The sequence below is a fragment of the Nocardioides iriomotensis genome (genome assembly GCF_004168035.1).
Classification (GTDB): domain Bacteria; phylum Actinomycetota; class Actinomycetes; order Propionibacteriales; family Nocardioidaceae; genus Nocardioides_B; species Nocardioides_B iriomotensis.
Genome location: NZ_SDPU01000035.1, coordinates 129,422 through 144,798, shown reverse-complemented (window position 1 = coordinate 144,798; position 15,377 = coordinate 129,422). Strand labels below are relative to the sequence as shown.

Genomic DNA, 15,377 nt, shown 5'->3' with positions numbered 1-15,377 from the left:
CACGTGAGCGACGACGGCCGGCTCGGACGCAGGAGTCCGGAGCACGACGAGGTCGAGGCCATGATGGCGGGCTTCGACCAGTGCTCGCACGTCCTCCTGGCGCTGCGTGGACCCGAGCTGCGGCTCGCCGCCTTCAACCAGCCCGGGGCGGACCTGGTCGGAAACCGAACGCTCGGGCTGCCGCTGCGTGAGGCGTTCGCGGACCTGGCGGGGCAGGGGATCTACGAGCCGTACGAGCGCTGCTTCGCCACCGGTGAGCCGCAGTCGATGGGGGTCTGGCGGATCCAGTTCGACGCACCCGACGGCGGCAGGGGCGAGGCCTACGTCGACTTCACCGTCACGCCGTGGAAGGGCGCCGTCGGCGAGGTCCTCGGCGTGGTGGGTGAGGGCCGTGACGTGTCCGAGCAGGTGCGCGCGGCGCAGGCCGCCGAGGCGCGGCAGTCGCTCGCGGAGCAGACGTGGGCGGACGTGCCGCTCCTCGTGCGCACGATGCAGGACGAGCTGCTCCCCCGGGCCCTGCCGATGCTGCCGCACCTCGACGTCGGGGCCAGGTACCTGCTGGCTGCGGAGGACGACGCCTCCGGAGGTGACTGGTTCGACGCCGTCGTGAGACCCGACGGCCTCGTGGCGTTGGTGGCGGGCGACGTCGTGGGGCACGGCACGTCCGCCTCGGCGACGATGGGACAGCTCCGCGCGGTGGCGTACGAGCGGCTGACCAGCACCGCACCCCTCCCCCAGGTGCTCGCGGACCTCGACCGTTACGCCCGCGGGGTCCCGGAGGCTCGACATGCCACGGTGTGCGTCGTCGAGCTCGACCCACGCACCGGCGCGGGCCGGTACTGCACAGCCGGTCATCCGCCACCGCTGGTGGTGACGTCGGGCAGATCCAGCTTCCTGCCCCCCTCGGGCGCCGGCCCGCTCGCGACGACCGGCGACCTCGCGATCGGCACGTTCACGCTGCCGTCGGTGAACGACCTGGTCGTGCTGTACAGCGACGGGCTGCTGGAGCGCCCGGGGACCACACCTGCCGCGAGCACCGTCGAGCTGGCGGCGACCGTGGGTGACGCGGCCGCCGGCCGGGGCCTGGCGCTGGGGGCTCCTGTGCGGGCGACGGAGCGGGTCTGCCAGCTCACCTTGGAGATCATGACGCGGACCACCGGGCACAGTGACGACATCACCATCCTCGCCGCCGAGCGGACCGCACCGCCGGAGCCGCTGCGGCTCACCGTCCCGGCACAGGCGGTCTTCCTCGCCGAAGTCCGGGACCGGCTCGGCCGCTGGCTCGACCGGCTCGACGTGCGCGCGCTGGATCGCATCGCCCTCACCCACGCCGTCAGCGAGCTGCTCGCGAACGCGGCCGAGCACGCCTACGCGCACCGGACCGTGGCCGGCGAGATGACCCTCGAGCTCGAGCTCACCGGCACGGGCGTGATCGCCGTCGCGGTCACCGACCAGGGGCGCTGGAGGCCGCCGAGCGAGGCGACGACCGACCACCCGCTGCCCGGCGGGCGCGGCCTGCACATGGCGAGGGCGTTCCTGGACGGTCTCGACGTCCACGGCACCGACCACGGCACCACCGCGACCGGCGCGCTGCGCCCCCACCGACCCGCGATCCTGCTGACCGCCGGCACGGTCGCACCCCCGCCGCGACACGAGCCGTCGTTCGAGGTGGTCCAGCGTGACGATGTCCTGGTCGTGCGCGGCGCGCTGCTCGGCGGAGCGGCGGACGAGCTCGACCGTGCGCTCCGGCGCCGTACGGCGGCGGGGGTCGTGGCGGCCGTCGTCGACCTCACCGACGTCACCCACCTCGGCAGCGCGGCCGTCCGCGTCCTCCACGACGTCATCACCACGGACGGCACCGACGTCACGCTGGTCGCGCCCTACGGGACCCCGGCACAGCACATCCTGGACCTGGTCCGGCTGCCGCACGGCACCGGCCCGGACGGCGGTCCCGCCTCGTTCTAGGCGTGCCGGTGGCTACTCGCCTCGCCCGGGGCGGCGACGGACTGCCGCATCAGCGCGACGGCCAGGACGGTCAGCCACACCAGCCAGGCGCCGATCCCGAGTCGCTCGTAGAAGCCCAGCAGCGGCGTCGGGTCGCCGGACGGCAGCTTGGCGGACTCGAGCCCGGTCAGCACCCCCGCGAAGACCAGCACGACGACGACGGTCGCGGCGGTGTACAGCCGGAAGCCGAGTCCGAAGTGAGCGGCGCCGGCGGCGCACATCGCGACGATCAGTGACGCGGTGACGCCGCTGAGCACCAGGTGCCCTACGTCGTTGGCGGACATCGGCCCCGTCGCCGCGGCGATGTCGTCGCGCGCGGTCATCGGGAACGGCAGCCATGCCACCCCGGTGATGCCGAAGGCGACGAGCGCCATCGCGGTCAGGCGCAGGGCGCGGCCTCCGGACGCCGACCACCACACGCCGGCACCGAACGAGACCATGAGCACCGTGAAGACGGGGAGCATGGCCGTCAGGAACGTCCGGGGCGGAGCGGTCAGGGCGGACAGCTCGCTGACGGCCTGGTCCATCCGGCTGTAACCGTCGTACATCGCCGCCGCGACGACGTCGTTGGCCGCGACGTACGCCGCCGCGTACGCAATGCCGCAGGCGAGCAGCAGCTCGCGCGCCCGTGCGTGCTCGGCGCCCCTCATGACACCTGCCTGAGCTCTCGTCCCCGTACCTCAGCGTGCGCCGGCCGTCACGGGTGGGCCAGAGTCGTCGGACCCTGCCAGCCAGGCCATCACGCGACCGCGCGACCAGCAGCGTCCGACGGCCTCGGCGTGCTCCGAAGGCGTGGCGAGCATCGTCAGGCCGATGATGCTGTGACCGGAGGCGGGACGGTCGCCGAACGTCGGGACCCCGGGCGCGACGCCGACGCCCTCCACCGACGCCCACGCCACCGGCCGCCCCGCGGATGCTTGGCGCGCCTCGTGCAGGAACCGGCGCCGGGCCTCGGCCGTGAGAGCCGACAACGCCCAGGTCGTGACGACGACGGGCAGTGCGCCCGCCGGGACCGCGGCCAGGCCAGCCGCCACCGTCGTGACCGGGTCGCCCCGGACGAGCAGGGGAGGAACCGTCCTCGCCAGCGCCAGCTCCTCCTCGAACGTCTCCCTCCGCTCGTGCTGGTCCGGCCACACGCAGGCGCGCAACCATCGGACGTCGTCCGGGTCGGTCACGTCGAGCGGGTCGGCGCCCACCTCGACCCGGGCGACGACGTCGGGCAGCGTCGTCCCCGGCACGCCCTGATCCCCCACGACCCGGCACGTCAGCCGGACCGGGGACGACGCGTCGCCGAGGGTCCGGCCGTCGCTGTACGCGATCGCGACCCGGTCGACGACGAGGTTGAACCCGGCCACACCGCCCACGTCGACCAGCCCGACAGCGTCCGCCCCGGCCCGGCGCGCCGCCTCTGCGATGACCGGGTACAGGACGGTGCAGCGTCCGGCCCCGTCCGCCCTCACGGTCCGGCGCGTCGCGATCGGCGCGACGGCGTCCGACTCGCGCAGCAGCGTGTCGACCGCCGCGCGAGCGGCCCCGGCAGCGTCACCGGCGGCGTAGGCCTCGGCGAGTGCCGGCGCGTGCCCGGCCAGGGCGAGGTCGTGCAGGGCGGCGAGGACCAGGACCGGTTGGCGTCTGCGCGCCGGCGCGGTCCCGACCGCGGCCAGCGCGTCGGCGGACTCGCTGATCGCGGCGGCGACACCCCGGTACAACGGCGACGTGTCGCCGGCCTCGGCCTCGGAGAACCGTCGGTACACCTCGGCGAGGCCGGGCGCCGTACCTCGCGGCGCGCTGCTCGGGACCGGGTCGGACACTCCGGGAGCCTAGTCGCGGCGCATGTGCACATTCGTGCACATGGTGGACGCCGCACGGACGATGAGGGAACGGATGCGCGCCGGGGAGCTGTACGCCGCCGACGACCCGGCGCCGGCCAGGCACTCGAAGCGCGCCCAGCGGCTGACGCACCTCATCAGCTCCCAGGACCCCACCGACCACGACAGCCGGGACCGGCTGCTGCGCGAGCTGCTCGGCGCGTTCGGCGAGGCTGGGGCTGATCCTCCTCGACGTCGCCACCATCGCCATCGGCGACGACGTGCAGATCGGACCGTCGACGTCCACCTTGACGGTGGACCGGCTGCGCGAGGTCGTCGCGTCGGTCGTCAGCCCGAGGAGCCCGCTCGACCCCCGACGCTGAAGCCGACCCCCAGCAGTCCCACGACCAGGAGCACGACCGCGATCGTCGGCGCGGTGCCCGTGGCCAGCAGGACGCCGCCGGCCACGACGCAGAGGACACCGCCGCCCACGGCGACGGCCCGAAGCACGCCTACCCCCGCCTCGGGGCGGCGCGCCCCGTGTGTGCGGTCCCGATGGCGACGTGCATCGCGTTCCCCCCGTTCCACTCGTCCGGTCCGGTCCGCGGCTCCGGCCCGGCGTCGTCACCCTACGCCGGAAGCCGCCCCGCCCCCGGACGCCGCGGTGACGGCACTACGTTGATCGCCGTGTCGACCCCTGGACGCGTGATCGTCAGCCACCGTGACGCGAACTGGCTTCCGCGCGGCGGACGAGCCGACGTCGTGCTGGCCGACGGGGACACCGCCGTACCCGACCCCACCTGCCTGGTGCGGCTGTTCGCGACCCGCGACGGGAGGGTCCTCACCGTGGCCCGCGCGGACGGCGGAGGCCACGACCTCCCGACGCTGGCGATCGACGGCGGCGACGTGGAAGCCACCCTGCGGACGCTGCTCGTCCGGACGCTCGGCACGGTTCGACCCGCTTCGATGCTCGGGTACGTGCGCAACGTGGTCGCGGACCCGCCCGACGACTACCCGTGGCCGTCGCCGTACGCACACTTCGTGGTCTGGCGCTGCCACGTGCCGGCGGACCTCGACCCGGCCGGCGCGTGGCTGGAGCGCACCGACGCCGAGACGCACCTCGGCACGAGACACTGGTGGCCGCTGGCCGCCCAGCGCCCGTGGCTCGATCGGGGCATGGGCACAGGAGTGCGGCGGTCCTAACCTCGATCGTGTGAGGCCGGCACGGGGGTGGACGAGGTACACACCATGGAACCCAGGACCGAGACTGCAGTCGTGGCAGGCGGATGCTTCTGGGGCATCCAGGAGCTGATGCGCCGGAAGCCGGGGGTGGTCGGCACTCGCGCCGGCTGGACCGGAGGCGACACCCTCGACCCCACCGAGACCAGCCCGGGCAACCATGCCGAGGCGGTGGAGATCGCCTTCGACGCGGAGCAGACCTCGTACCGCGAGATCCTGGAGCTGTTCTTCCAGATCCACGACCCGACGACCCCGAACCGACAGATGGAGGACGTCGGCACGGAGTACCGCTCGGTGGTCTTCTACGCGGACGAGACGCAGCGACGGACGGCCGAGGCCACGATCGCCGACATCGACGCGTCCGGCCTGTGGCCCGGCAAGGTCGTCACGACGGTCGAGCCGGTCACCCGCTTCTGGGAGGCCGGTCCCGAGGACCAGTACTACCTGCAGAAGCACCCGGACGGCGACATGTGCCACTTCCCGCGGCCGGGCTGGAGGCTCCCCCAGCGCGCGCACACCTCCTGAAGGTGACGCGATGGATACGACACCGACCGGGAGGCGTACCGTCGAGGTGGCCGCCAGCCAGCCGCTCGGGAGCGAGGGCCGGCGCAGACGAGGGGATCAAGCCATGGAACCCGCGTTTCGAACCTACGGCGGGTTCGATGCTGCCGGGCTGCGGGTCGTCGGCGAGCTCGACCTCGGCTCCCGCGACCGGCTGCGGTCCCTGCTGCGGCAGCTCGCGGCTCGAGACGTCGACCGCGTGTGGCTGGACCTCGAGGGGGTCATCTTCATCGACTGCGGCTGCATGCACGAGCTCGAGCGGTCGCGGCAGGTCGTCCTGGCCTCGGGCCGCCGGTTCGAGCTGACGGCGGCGTCGCCGATGTTCGTGCGGGTCGCGGAGCTGGCCCTCTACGACGAGCTCGCGGCGCTGGGTCGTGCCGTCGTACGGCAGCCGTGGCGGCGCGACCAGGAGCGCGGGGACCCCGACCCCGAGCTCCCCGACGTGGACGCGGACACCAGGAACGTCGACGGGCTGCCGCACCCACCGGGGTGAGCCCTGCCTCAGCAGCGGCCCCAGAGGCCGCGTGCCGAGGCCTTGGCGACCGTGGCGGCCTTCCGGTAACCCGTGACGCGCTGGAACGGGTGGTGGTCGTAGACGTAGACCCTGGCGTGGCCGAGGTACACCTGCTGCCGGTTGACGTCCCTCCCGGTGGACATCTTGTGGACGTAGCGCAGGAGCCGGCCGTAGCGGTCCTTCAGGTCCTGGGTCGGGTCGGAGTAGAGGGTGACCCGGGTGCCGACCGGCAGGATCCTCCGCAGGCTCTGCGACGCCTCGTCGCCGCCGCACTCGGCACCGCCGTAGACCTCCGGCGTGTCGATGCCGACGAGCCGCACGTCGCGGGTGCCGCCCGTCGACAGCCGGACGGCGATGGTGTCGCCGTCGGTCACGTGTACGACTGTCGCGGACTGCTCGACCCGCGTCGTCGCGGCGGACCGCGGCGGCGTGCTCGGCGTGCTGCCGCCGCTCGTGCGCGAGGAGAGGCAGGGGCAGCTGTTCGACTCGCAGGCGATCCCGTCGTCGTCCTCGTCCAGCCGGTGCGGGTCCAGCCTGGGTCCGCCGTTGCCCAGGTAGAACAGCTGGGCCGCCCGCTGGGTGGCGAAGTCACCGCAGTCGCGGTCGTACGCCTGGGCCGGCGCGATCGCCAGGACGCTCAGCAGGCCGGTGAGAAGCGCCAGGACCGGCGCGACGACACGGGCGCGCGAGCGCGTCATGTCCCTCCCCCGGTGTCGATCACGGCCACGAACCACGCGAGGCTAGGCGAGCCGCACCGGCAGCCGGGGGTGAACTCGCCGAACGTCGCGAGAAGTACCGGTCCGGCCGACCCGGCCTGGCCCGCGGGTACTACACGTCCCTGACCCGGGGCGACCACGGGCGGCCGGAACGGTCCTCCCGAACCTTGGACCGCGGATCGTGCCGCCCCACTGGCCAAGCCGCACGCGGCCAGCCGTGGCGAGGCGGTGGCCGCCAAACGCCGGGCGGGACTCCTCGACGACCCCGTGCGACGTTGCATTTCCGGTCGACCCATCCGGGCCTGGTTCTTGGGCACTACACATTTCTGGCCCGACCTGACCACGCCCGGGGCGTGCATCCGGTGGCGTGGTCACATCTGCGTACGACAACTCGTTCCGGCAGTGGGCGCGGACGGGCATCGCCGCCCAGCAGCCTGGTGGCGTACCTGCCTACAGGGGGACTGGCGGCTTGGGAGGGCCCACATGCTCACAGCCAGGTGGTGGTCCTCACGGGGGACCCGGACGGCGATCGTGACAACACTGGCGGCGGCGCTCTGCGTCGGCTTCCTGACGACCTGGGTCGCCTCGGCGGCCCTGGCGCCGAAGCCCAGCCTCAAGCTCGACCGGACGATCGCCACGAGTCCGTTCGCGGGCTCGTCGGTGTCCGCGAAGGACAACGAGGGCATGGCCTACGTGCCCAAGGACGGGTCGATCTGGATCGCCGACGACGACGCGCGCTCCCTCTACGAGATCAACGCGACCACGGGGGCTCTCAAGCGCACGATCAACGGCTCGACCCTGAGCAACACGCCCCGTCTCGGCGGTGGCGGCAGCGCTGGACCGGACCGTTCGCGGGACCTGGAGAGCCTCGCCTACGACGAGACCAACGACGTGCTCTACGCGTTCTCCGGCTCGTGCTGCGCCATCGGCGTCCTGCCGACGGCGTACCGGCTCCGCCGGGTGTCCGGGAAGCTGCAGCCGGACGCGTTCCAGCCGCTGCCCGGATCCGACTTCACCGCGGCTGGGTGGAACCCCGCGGACAAGAAGGTGTACGTCGGCGTCAACTCGACCTTCCAGAGCTACGACTTCGCCTCCAACAGCACCGGGCCCGCCTTCTCGGTGGGGGGCGTCTCGGGCATCCTCGGGATGGACTTCACCGACGACGGCAAAGACCTGCTCGTCGCGCAGACCTCCACGACGGTGAACCGGGTGGCCTGGAGCACCCGGACCCTGGTGTCGGGCTGGACCATGCAGCTGTCGTCGTTCGGGCTGCTCGACACCCGTGCGGTCGAGGTCGTCGGAGACAAGATGTACGTCTCGGACGGGTACGACTTCCGCGCGCCCGGTGACCCCAAGGCCCACGCGATCTTCGTCTTCAGCGGCATCGGCTCCGGCGGCGGGACACCGTCACCATCTCCGTCACCCTCGCCCTCGCCGTCGCCGGCCAGGCCGTCTGCCTCCTTCACGGAGACGCCTTCGAGCGGCGCGGCTCCGCTCACCGTGGCCTTCCAGGACACGTCGACCGGCTCGCCCAGCACGTGGAGCTGGGCCTTCGGGGACGGCGGGACCTCGACGTCGCAGAGCCCGAGCCACGTCTACGCCTCGACCGGTAGCTACACCGCGACGCTGACGGTCACCAACAGCGCGGGCTCGAGCAGCTCCTCCCAGACGGTCACGGTCAGCACCGCCGCACCGCCGCCGCCGGCGGAGGTACCGGTCTCGCCCAACCTGCTCCGCAACGGCAGCTTCGAGAACGCCCTGCACGGGTGGAGCACGGCCGGTCGGCCCGGCCTCCGGCTGCACCAGGTCACGACCGCCCACTCGGGTGCGTACGCCGCACGCGTGCACACGGTCGACAGGTCCGCGCACGTGCTGGCCCTGCGTGGCACGCACAAGTGGACCACCGACCCGGAGCGGAAGCTCTACACGGCGGTGCTGTGGATGCGCAGCCGCTCGGACCTGCGGCTGGTGCTGCACCTCCGGGAGAAGGTCGACGGCAAGCGGGTGCAGGACGCACGCGTCGCGACGAAGACGACGAACTCCTGGCAACGCATCGAGGTCTCGCTCACGCCGAAGGCGGCGGGGAGCTCGAAGCTCCGCCTCCTCGTCACCGCGGGTCCGGCGCACGACCCGAGCGCGGTGACCGTCGACGACGTGTCCCTGACCGCCTCCTGACGCGGGGTCGGCCCGGGACTCCCATCCGGCAGCGAGTCGTGCCCGAACCACGGGTATGACCACCCGAGGAAACCTGCTCGCCGGCGGCCTCGCCGGGCTCCTGGCCGGGGCCGCTGCCGTGGCGGTGTCCGAAGCCGTCGCGGCCGCGCTCGACGGGGTCACGTCCCCGCTGCTCGCCGTCGCCAACCGGGCCGTGGACGCCGCGCCCCGCCCGGTCAAGGAGTGGGCCGTCGCCACCTTCGGGACGGCCGACAAGGCGGTCCTCATCGGGGGTGTCATCGGGACGGTCGCCGTGATCGCCGTGGTCGCCGGCGCCGTGGGGGTACGTCGACCGCGGGTCGCTCTCGGCGCGTTCGTGCTGCTCGCCCTCGTCGCGACGGCCGCCGCGCTGACCGACCGCGCGGCCACGGCCGGCCCGGCCGCCCGAGTGCTGCCGGCGGTCGTGCTGCTGCTGGTCGGGTTCGGCTCCCTCACCTGGCTGCTCGGCACGCTGCGCCGCCCCGCCCGGCCGCCCGTGATGCTCCCGACGGGCGTGCCCGGCGACGACCTGCCCGCCGCGTTCGACCGTCGCGTGTTCTTGCGCGCCGCGGCCGCCGTGGCCGTCGCCGCGAGCGCCGGTGGCCTCGCCGCGCGGGCGCTGGGCGGCTCAGCGGCCGCCGCGGCCCGCGCCGACCTGACGGTCCCGCGCCCCACCGTGCCCGCCCCGCCGCTTCCCACGGGCGTCGACCTCGGCGTCGACGGCCTCACGCCGTACCTGACGAGCAACCGCGACTTCTACCGCGTCGACACCGCGTTGCGGGTGCCCGACGTGCCGCTCGACGGATGGACACTGCGCATCCACGGCATGGTCGACAAGGAGCTGACCCTGACGTTCCAGGACCTGCTGGAGCGGCGGCTGGTCGAGGACCGCATCACGCTGACCTGCGTCTCCAACGAGGTCGGCGGCGAGTACGTCGGCAACGCCGCCTGGATCGGTGTCCCGATGCGCGACCTGCTGGAGGAGGCAGGCGTGCAAGCCGGCGCCGACGCGGTGAAGTCCACGAGCGCCGACGACTTCACCGTCGGCACCCCGCTGGAGGTGCTCCAGGACCCGCAACGCAACGCGCTCGTCGCGATTGCGATGAACGGCGAGCCGCTGCCCCTCGAGCACGGCTTCCCGGCCCGGATGGTGACACCCGGCCTCTACGGCTACGTCTCGGCGACGAAGTGGCTCGTCGACCTGGAGGTGACCCGGTTCGCCGACTTCCAGGCGTACTGGACCACGCGCGGCTACAGCGCGCAGGCACCGATCAAGACGTCCTCGAGGATCGACGTCCCGCGCTCGTTCGCCCGCCTGAAGAAGGGTCGCAACGCAGTGGCCGGCGTCGCGTGGTCGCAGGACCGCGGCATCGCGAAGGTCGAGGTGCGCGTCGACGGCGGCGCCTGGCAGGAGGCCGACCTCGCCGCTGCGGACAACGTCAACACCTGGCGGCAGTGGGTCTACCGCTGGGACGCGGAGCCCGGCAGCCACAAGCTCGAGGTGCGCGCCACCGACCGGTCCGGCTACACGCAGACCTCCGAGCGCACGCCGATCGCTCCCGACGGGTCGACCGGGTGGCACAGCGTCGACGTGGTCGTCGGATGACTTCCGCCCATGACCAATCCGATCACCATGTCGCGCCGAATCCCCTGTGACACAAGGCATAACGCCTCGTCACCGACGAAGGGAAGCACCCTCATGCGCACCATGAAGAAGGTTGCCGCGTCCATCGCCGTGGTCTCCGCGATCACGATGACGGCCGCGTGCGGGGGCAACGACTCCGCCGCCGACACGACCGACGAGTCCTCCGCGACACCGATGCAGTCCGAGACGCCGTCCGACAGCATGGAGGAGGACGACATGGCGTCAGACCCGGCCGCGAATCTCGTCGGCCCGGGCTGCGCCGACTACGCCGAGCAGGTGCCGGACGGCGCCGGGTCGGTGGAAGGCATGTCGGCCGACCCGGTCGCCGTCGCCGCATCGAACAACCCGCTGCTGAAGACCCTCACCGCGGCGGTCTCCGGGCAGCTCAACCCGAAGGTCGACCTCGTCGACACCCTCAACGGCGACGAGTTCACCGTCTTCGCCCCCGTCGACGACGCGTTCGCGCAGCTGCCGAAGAAGACGGTCAAGGCGCTCGGCACGCCGAAGGGCGCCGAGACCCTGTCGACGGTGCTGACCTACCACGTCGTGCCCGGCCAGCTCTCGCCCGACGAGATCGCCGGCACCACCCAGACGACCGTCCAGGGCGGCGACGTCGAGATCACCGGCTCCGGCGACTCGCTCAAGGTCAACGACGCCAACGTCATCTGCGGCGGCGTGCAGACCGCCAACGCGACGGTGTACCTCATCGACTCGGTCCTGATGCCGCAGATGTGACCCATGGCACCCGGGCCGCGTGCGATCTCCTTTCCGCACCCACGGCACCCGACCCGGGTCGAGACGACGGTGGCCCCGGCCCTGCGAACCGGGGCCACCGTTGCGCGTGCCTACCGCTCCGCCACTCCCTGGCGGACGACCGCGAGGTCACGGGTGGCGTAGCGGTGGTGCCACCACTCCTCGTTGACGATGCACCGCAGGCACTCCCCGACCGTGCGCCCGCTGGTGTCGAGGGGGTAGCCGTTGCGCTCGCGTGCCGGCGGGTGCTCCGCCAGCGCGTCGGGCGTGGCCTCGGCGAGCAGCCGGTCGAGGACGCCGCGGCGGTCGAGCCGGACCGCCATCACCTCGTCGAGCGCGGGGTCGGCGGCGGCGTCGATCGGCAGCAGCTCCAGCACCTCGGGCTCCATCTCGTCGTGCGGGACACCGGCGTACCAGAAGTCGGTCTCGCCGAGGAGGCAGCGCCGCAACCAGGCGTCGGAGGCGAAGACGAGGTGGCGCAGCGTCTCGAGGTAGGAGTACTCGTCATCGACACGCTCGTGCAGCATCGCCTCGTCGAGCGCGGCGACCTCGGCCTCCGTCGACTCCCACGCGGCACGCACCGTCGCCCAGCCGGCGCGCAGGTCGTCGAGGTCGCCGGACCAGATCTGCCCGAGCTCGGGGTGCTCGGCGGCGAGCCGCTGCTCGACGTACGGCATCACGTCGATGCCGTTGACGGTCAGCCCGCGCAGGTCGCCGTCGACCACCAGGTCTCGGGCCCAGACGCCGGTGATCTTGGCACCGGACAGGACGACGTTGTGGAACCGCGCCCCGGAGAGGTCGACGTTGGTCCAACGCCGCTCGAACTCGGGCACGGGAGGAGTGGCGGCCGGCATGGTCGCGACGCTAGTGCCGGGCACCGACATCCGCCATCCGGCCGTCGCCGTCTGCCAGGCTTCCGGCATGGCATTCCTCGTCTACGGCAGCGCGGACGGCGCCCCCACGGAGTACGGCGACCGCGCGTCCTACAGCTTCAACCAGGCCGGCTACCTCGTGGTGGTGATGGAGGACGGCACCCGCCACACGCTCGCACCGCACGCGTGGCACCACATCGAGGACAAGCCGAAGGGTGGCGGCTTCTTCTAGCCGGGGCGCGGGCTCGGTACCCTGCCTCGATGACTCGGGCTCGGGACCGCCACCTGTGGACCCTGCTGGCTGCCGTCGCCCTGACGGCCGCGGGCTGTGCGGGCGAGCCCGCCACCCCTGCCGCGCCCGGACCGTCGACGGCGGGCGCGGGCGAGACCGCCACCGCCGAGTCGTCCGCTGCGACCGAGCCGACCGAGCCGACCGAGCCGGCCTCGTCCGGCCCGGACGGGCTCGAGACACCCGGGCAGCGCTCGGGCCGGCTGAGCCGGCGCGACTTCCCGCGCCCGCGCGACCTCGGCGCCGGCTGGTCGTACGTCGTCGACCCCGGTGACACCGAGGAGGGCTACCTCGGCAACGGCACGCCCGCGCTCGCGCGCGACCCCGGCGAGATCGTGCAGACGGCCGTGCCGTTCGGCTGCGCACGCCGTACGCCCATGCCGCGGCCGACCCACGCCCTCGAGGTCGACTACGCGGCGGGCGGCACAAAGGTGATCGCGATCCGCAGCCAGTTCGCGGACGCGGCGAGCGCGCGGTCGTTCTTCGGCGGCCGCAGCGCGAACCTCCGCGCGTGCGTCGGCGTCGACGGCGGCGCGGTCGGTCCGTACGTCTCCGACCTCCGGGCGTACGGCGCCGGCGTGCTGGTCAACGGCAGGACGCAGCAGTCGGACCCGTGGACCGAGCTGGCGGTGCTCGACGGCGACTCCGTCGTGCTGGTGGCCGCGCAGAGCCGGATCAACGACCCACCGCTCGACCCGGCCTCGGCCCGCGCCCTCGCCCGCTCGTTCCGCACCCGCTGACCACCGGAAGGCAGCCCCCGATGTCCCGACCCGGTCTCCTCCTCGCTCCCCTCGCGCTGCTCCTGCTCGCCGGTCCGGTGGGTGCCGCCGTCGCCCAGCAGGCACCCAACCAGCCGCCGGCCGCCGCGCCGGACGAGGCGACCGTCCAGGCCGGCCAGGCGGTGACCGTCCCCGTGCTCGCCAACGACACCGACGACGGCGTCGGCCGGCCCGCGGGCGAGCCGCCTCGGCTGGAGGTCGTGGGCGTCGCGGGCGACCCCCGCGCGACGTACTCGCCGGCCGACGTCACCGTCACCACCGGCGCGGGCGACTCCGGCGACGTCGTCGTCGACTACCAGGTCAGTGACGGCGAGCTCGTCTCGACCGGGCGCCTCGTCGTGCACGTGACGCCGTCCCCCACCGAGCGCGCGGTCACCCTCGAGGTGGACAAGGACCTCGTCGCGCTGCGTGACCACACGGTCAGTGGCCAGGTGTCACCGGCCGCTGCCGGCGCGGTCGTCAAGGTGCAGCGCAAGGCCGGCGACCGGTGGCGCACCGAGGCCCGGGCGACGACCGACGGCGCCGGCGCCTGGGCCGCCACCTGGTCCACCGACCGCGCCGGCCGGACCAAGCTCCGCGCCAAGGCGCTGCTCCCCGACGGCGGCAAGGTCGTGTCGCGCACCGTCGAGCGGAGGGTCCGGGCCGTCGCCGCGCCGAGCGTGTCCGGGCCGCTCGCCGCGTCCGACGTACCGCACTCCTGGCGGGCCGGCTGCCCGGTCGGTCCGGCCGGGCTGCGCATGGTGCGGGTCAACCACTGGGGCTACGACGGCCGGGTCGACCGCGGCGCCCTGGTCGTCCGCGCCGGCGAGGCGCGCGCGGTCGTGAAGGTGCTGAAGGCGGCGTTCGCCCAGGGCTTCCCGATCCGCCGGATGCGGCCGGCCGACCACTTCTACGCCGGCGGTCGGCGCACGCCGAGCGGGTCCGACAAGGCGGCGATGCGCGCGGGGAACACGTCGGCGTTCAACTGCCGGCCGGTCACCGGGAACCCCTACCGGATCTCGCAGCACTCCTACGGCAACGCCGTCGACATCAACACCCGCGAGAACCCCTACGTCACCAGCAGCCGCGTCTACCCGGCCGGCTCGCGTCGCTACCTCGACCGGTCGCCGTACCGCCGCGGGGTGATCGTGGCGGGCGGCGTCGTGCACAGGAAGTTCCAGGCACTCGGCTGGGCGTGGGGTGCTCGCTGGGGACACCCCGACTACCAGCACTTCTCGTCCAACGGGGGTTAGGGTGCGCGCATGACCGACGCTCCCCCGCCCCTGACGCCGCTCGACGAGGACTGGGAGCGGATGCTCTGCGTCGTCGCCCACCCCGACGACATGGAGTTCGGCGCCGCCGCGGCCGTGGCGCGCTGGACCGGCCAGGGCAAGACGGTCGCCTACTGCATGGTGACCAGCGGCGAGGCCGGCATCGACGGGATGCACCCCGACCAGTGCCGCGAGGTGCGCGAGGCCGAGCAGGTCGAGTCCGCACGGATCGTCGGCGTCGACGTGGTCGACTTCCTGCACCTGCCCGACGGCGTCCTGGAGTACGGCGTCCCCCTGCGACGCGCCATCGCCGGCTCGGTGCGCCGGCACCGGCCGGACGTCGTGGTGACCAACAACTTCCGCGACACCTGGGGCGGCCGCAACCTCAACCAGGCCGACCACATCGCGACCGGCAAGGCGACGCTCGACGCGGTGCGTGACGCCGGCAACCGGTGGGTGTTCCGCGAGCAGCTCGAGCAGGACGGCCTGGAGCCGTGGGGCGGGGTGAAGGCGGTCTGGGCGGCGAGCTCGCCGCAGTCCGACAGCGCCGTCGACATCACCGACACGTTCGACGCCGGCGTCGAGTCGCTGAAGGCGCACACGGCGTACATCGACGGGCTCGGCTGGGAGCACTTCGACCCGGCGGAGTTCCTGGAGGGCATCTCGCGGGCGACCGGGCAGCGGCTCGGGGTCGCGCACGCCACCGCGTTCGAGGTCTTCCCGATGGGCTGGGGAGAGTAGGGCGGCGCGTCAC

16 protein-coding genes and 1 pseudogene are annotated in these 15,377 nt (G+C 73.4%); 12 read left to right on the top strand and 5 right to left on the bottom strand.

Going from position 1 to position 15,377, the window contains the following annotated elements; all coding sequences use genetic code 11:
- Nucleotides 1-3 precede the first annotated feature (3 nt).
- Nucleotides 4-1,965, top strand: a complete 1,962-nt coding sequence (locus ETU37_RS20455; RefSeq protein ID WP_129989203.1) for a SpoIIE family protein phosphatase — start codon at nt 4-6, stop codon at nt 1,963-1,965.
- On the opposite strand, the gene ETU37_RS20450 is transcribed toward ETU37_RS20455, so the two are convergent.
- Together ETU37_RS20450 and ETU37_RS20445 are read right to left on the bottom strand one after the other, a co-directional pair.
- The gene (locus ETU37_RS20450) at nt 1,962-2,654 is read right to left on the bottom strand and encodes a DUF998 domain-containing protein (RefSeq protein WP_129989202.1); all 693 of its coding nucleotides are present in this window, start codon (nt 2,652-2,654) and stop codon (nt 1,962-1,964) included. The two genes, ETU37_RS20455 and ETU37_RS20450, sit on opposite strands and share 4 nt — an antisense overlap.
- A 30-nt stretch (nt 2,655-2,684) precedes the next feature.
- The gene (locus tag ETU37_RS20445) at nt 2,685-3,815 is read right to left on the bottom strand and encodes a DUF2332 domain-containing protein (RefSeq protein WP_129989201.1); all 1,131 of its coding nucleotides are present in this window, start codon (nt 3,813-3,815) and stop codon (nt 2,685-2,687) included.
- 22 nt (nt 3,816-3,837) lie between these two features.
- On the opposite strand from ETU37_RS20445, the pseudogene ETU37_RS24000 reads away from it, so the two are divergent.
- Nucleotides 3,838-4,029 (top strand): annotated as a pseudogene (locus ETU37_RS24000) (maltose acetyltransferase domain-containing protein); the annotation flags it as partial.
- Between the two features lie 131 nt (nt 4,030-4,160).
- Here the strand turns inward: ETU37_RS24000 and ETU37_RS23770 are convergent.
- On the bottom strand, nt 4,161-4,322 hold the full coding sequence (locus ETU37_RS23770; protein ID WP_165372620.1) for a hypothetical protein: 162 nt from the start codon (nt 4,320-4,322) through the stop codon (nt 4,161-4,163).
- A 177-nt stretch (nt 4,323-4,499) separates the two neighbouring features.
- On the opposite strand from ETU37_RS23770, the gene ETU37_RS20435 reads away from it, so the two are divergent.
- The 3 genes from ETU37_RS20435 to ETU37_RS20425 all read left to right on the top strand — a co-directional run bounded on the left by ETU37_RS20435 (nt 4,500) and on the right by ETU37_RS20425 (nt 6,105).
- Nucleotides 4,500-5,015, top strand: coding sequence for an NUDIX hydrolase (locus tag ETU37_RS20435; protein WP_129989200.1), 516 nt, complete (start codon nt 4,500-4,502; stop codon nt 5,013-5,015).
- Nucleotides 5,016-5,087: 72 nt separating this feature from the next.
- The gene (gene msrA, locus ETU37_RS20430; RefSeq protein WP_240755858.1) at nt 5,088-5,576 is read left to right on the top strand and encodes a peptide-methionine (S)-S-oxide reductase MsrA; all 489 of its coding nucleotides are present in this window, start codon (nt 5,088-5,090) and stop codon (nt 5,574-5,576) included.
- Between the two features lie 103 nt (nt 5,577-5,679).
- Nucleotides 5,680-6,105: an STAS domain-containing protein gene (locus tag ETU37_RS20425; protein WP_165372619.1), complete on the top strand. Its 426-nt coding sequence runs from the start codon at nt 5,680-5,682 to the stop codon at nt 6,103-6,105.
- Nucleotides 6,106-6,113: 8 nt separating this feature from the next.
- On the opposite strand, the gene ETU37_RS20420 is transcribed toward ETU37_RS20425, so the two are convergent.
- Nucleotides 6,114-6,824: a thermonuclease family protein gene (locus tag ETU37_RS20420; RefSeq protein WP_129989197.1), complete on the bottom strand. Its 711-nt coding sequence runs from the start codon at nt 6,822-6,824 to the stop codon at nt 6,114-6,116.
- A 549-nt stretch (nt 6,825-7,373) separates the two neighbouring features.
- Here ETU37_RS20420 and ETU37_RS20415 point away from each other — a divergent pair.
- From ETU37_RS20415 to ETU37_RS20405, 3 genes are all read left to right on the top strand, one after another.
- Entirely contained in the window at nt 7,374-9,017 is a 1,644-nt protein-coding gene (locus ETU37_RS20415) for a PKD domain-containing protein (RefSeq protein ID WP_206054084.1), read from the top strand.
- Nucleotides 9,018-9,072: 55 nt separating this feature from the next.
- Nucleotides 9,073-10,641 (top strand): molybdopterin-dependent oxidoreductase, encoded by a 1,569-nt coding sequence (locus ETU37_RS20410; protein WP_129989196.1) that lies wholly within the window; start codon nt 9,073-9,075, stop codon nt 10,639-10,641.
- A gap of 93 nt (nt 10,642-10,734) precedes the next feature.
- A complete protein-coding gene (locus tag ETU37_RS20405) occupies nt 10,735-11,415 on the top strand; it encodes a fasciclin domain-containing protein (RefSeq protein WP_129989195.1) in 681 nt (226 codons plus the stop codon).
- 110 nt (nt 11,416-11,525) lie between these two features.
- Here the strand turns inward: ETU37_RS20405 and ETU37_RS20400 are convergent, their stop codons facing one another.
- Nucleotides 11,526-12,287 (bottom strand): DinB family protein, encoded by a 762-nt coding sequence (locus ETU37_RS20400; protein WP_165372618.1) that lies wholly within the window; start codon nt 12,285-12,287, stop codon nt 11,526-11,528.
- A gap of 67 nt (nt 12,288-12,354) precedes the next feature.
- On the opposite strand from ETU37_RS20400, the gene ETU37_RS20395 reads away from it, so the two are divergent.
- Genes ETU37_RS20395 through ETU37_RS20380 form a run of 4 tightly spaced genes read left to right on the top strand, consistent with a single transcriptional unit; the run spans nt 12,355 to nt 15,364 of the window.
- Complete coding sequence (locus ETU37_RS20395) at nt 12,355-12,537, top strand: hypothetical protein (protein ID WP_129989193.1); 183 nt, start codon at nt 12,355-12,357, stop codon at nt 12,535-12,537.
- Nucleotides 12,538-12,566: 29 nt separating this feature from the next.
- Nucleotides 12,567-13,334 carry a hypothetical protein gene (locus tag ETU37_RS20390; RefSeq protein WP_129989192.1) on the top strand — a complete coding sequence of 256 codons (768 nt, stop codon included), beginning with the start codon at nt 12,567-12,569 and terminating at the stop codon, nt 13,332-13,334.
- Between the two features lie 20 nt (nt 13,335-13,354).
- Entirely contained in the window at nt 13,355-14,605 is a 1,251-nt protein-coding gene (locus ETU37_RS20385) for a M15 family metallopeptidase (protein ID WP_129989191.1), read from the top strand.
- Nucleotides 14,606-14,614: 9 nt separating this feature from the next.
- Nucleotides 14,615-15,364: a PIG-L deacetylase family protein gene (locus ETU37_RS20380; protein ID WP_129989190.1), complete on the top strand. Its 750-nt coding sequence runs from the start codon at nt 14,615-14,617 to the stop codon at nt 15,362-15,364.
- Nucleotides 15,365-15,377: the final 13 nt, after the last annotated feature.